General features: G+C 76.0%; 1 protein-coding gene. It reads left to right on the top strand.

From position 1 onward, the window contains the following. A partial coding sequence (locus ACTUAL_RS03510; protein WP_440899247.1) for a type I polyketide synthase occupies nt 1-2,342 on the top strand: 2,342 nt, incomplete at both ends.

Genomic DNA, 2,342 nt, shown 5'->3' with positions numbered 1-2,342 from the left:
GCTGTCGGCCGAGGAGGGCATGGCCCTGCTCGACGCCGCCACCTCCGCCGCCGCGCCCGCCGTCGTCGCCGCCCGGCTCGACCTGCGGGCCCTGCGCGCCCTCGGCGACGACGCCCCGCTCGCCTTCGACGGCCTGGTGCGCCGCCGCGCCCGGCGCGCCGGGTCCGCGACGGCCGCGACCGGCTCGGAGCTGGCCCGCCGCCTCACCGGCCTGACCGACGAGGAGCGCCGCGCCGCCGTCCTGACCCTCGTGCGCACCAGGGTCGCCTCGGTGCTGGGCCACGGCTCGCCCGAGGCGGTCGACCCGGCCCGCGCCTTCCAGGACCTCGGCTTCGACTCGCTCACCGCCGTGGAGCTGCGCAACAGCCTCGGCGCGGAGACCGGTCTGCGGCTGCCCGCCACGCTGGTCTTCGACCACCCGACCCCGCTGGCCCTGGTCGAGCTGCTGCTCACCGAGCTGTCCGGCTCGGCCGGGCAGGCCGAGGTCGTGGCCACCAAGCGCGCCGACGACGACCCGATCGCCATCGTCTCCATGGCCTGCCGCTACCCCGGCGGGGTGCGCTCGCCCGAGGACCTGTGGGAGCTGCTGCTCGACGGCCGCGACGCGATCGGCCCGTTCCCCGCCGACCGGGGCTGGAACGTCGCCAAGCTGCACGACCCGCACTCGACCCGGCCCGACACCACCTACGTGGCGCAGGGCGGGTTCCTGGACGACGCGGCCCTGTTCGACCCCGGCTTCTTCGGGGTCAGCCCGCGCGAGGCCGTGATCATGGACCCGCAGCAGCGGTTGCTGCTGGAGACCTCGTGGGAGGCGTTCGAGCGGGCGGGCATCGACCCGGCCTCGCTCAAGGGCAGCTCGACCGGCGTGTTCGCCGGGGGCCTGTACCACGACTACGTCACCGGCCACAGCTCCGGCGCGGTCGTCACCGGCCGCGTCTCCTACACCTTCGGCCTCGAAGGCCCCTCGGTCAGCGTGGACACCGCGTGCTCGTCCTCGCTGGTCGCGCTGCACCTGGCCGCGCAGGCGCTGCGGTCGGGGGAGTGCTCGCTGGCGCTCGCGGGCGGCGTGGCCGTCATGGCGACGCCGGAGATGTTCGTGGAGTTCTCCCGCCAGCGCGGACTGGCCCCCGACGGGCGCTGCAAGCCGTTCGCGGACGCCGCCGACGGCACCGGCTGGTCCGAGGGCGTCGGCGTGCTGGTGCTGGAGCGGCTCTCGGACGCCCGCCGCAACGGGCACGAGGTCCTGGCCGTCGTGCGCGGCACGGCGGTCAACCAGGACGGCGCGTCCAACGGGCTCACCGCGCCCAACGGCCCCTCGCAGCAGCGCGTCATCCGGCAGGCGCTCGCGAACGCGGGCCTGCGACCGTCCGATGTGGACGCGGTGGAGGCGCACGGCACCGGCACCACCCTCGGCGACCCCATCGAGGCGCAGGCGCTCCTGGCGACCTACGGCCAGGACCGGGACGAGCCGCTGCGGCTCGGCTCGATCAAGTCGAACCTCGGCCACACCCAGGCCGCCGCAGGCGTCGCGGGCATCATCAAGGTCGTCATGGGGATGCGCCACGGCGTGATCCCCAAGACCCTGCACGTGGACGAGCCGTCCACGCACGTCGACTGGAGCGCGGGCGCGGTCGAGCTGCTCACCGACGCGCTGGCCTGGCCCGAGACCGGCCGCCCGCGCCGGGCGGGCATCTCCTCGTTCGGCATCAGCGGCACCAACGCGCACGTCATCGTCGAGCAGGCCCCCGAGGTCGCCGCGCCCGCCGCGCCGACCACCCCGGTCCTGCCCGCCACGCCGCTGCCGTGGCTGCTGTCGGCCCGCGCCACGAGCGCGCGGCCCGACCAGGCCGCGCGGCTGGTCCCACTGGTGGAGCGGGGCGTCGAGCCGCTCGACCTGGCCCACTCGCTGGCCGTCGTGCGCCCCGGCTCGGGCATGGACCACCGGGCGGTGGTCGTCGGCGAGACCCGCGAGGAGCTGCTCGCCGGGCTGCGCGCCCTGGTCGACGGCGACACCTCGCCCGCCCTCGTGCGGGGGACCGCCGCGCACGGCGCGCTGGCGTTCCTGTTCACCGGCCAGGGCTCCCAGCGGGTCGGCATGGGCCGCGAGCTGCGCGCGGCGTTCCCGGTGTTCCGGGACGCGTTCGACACCGCCTGCGCGCTGTTCGACCGCGAACTCGACCGCCCGCTCGCCGAGGTCGTCCTCGGCGACGACCAGGAGCTGCTGGACCGCACCGGGTACAGCCAGCCGGCGATCTTCGCGTTCGAGGTGGCGCTGTACCGGCTGCTCGAGTCCTGGGGCGTGCGACCGGACTTCCTGGCCGGGCACTCCATCGGCGAGATCG

This window comes from Actinosynnema sp., from assembly GCF_052038725.1.
Note: the sequence above shows the minus strand (reverse complement) of the source record. Positions and strands in the feature narration are given on the sequence as shown.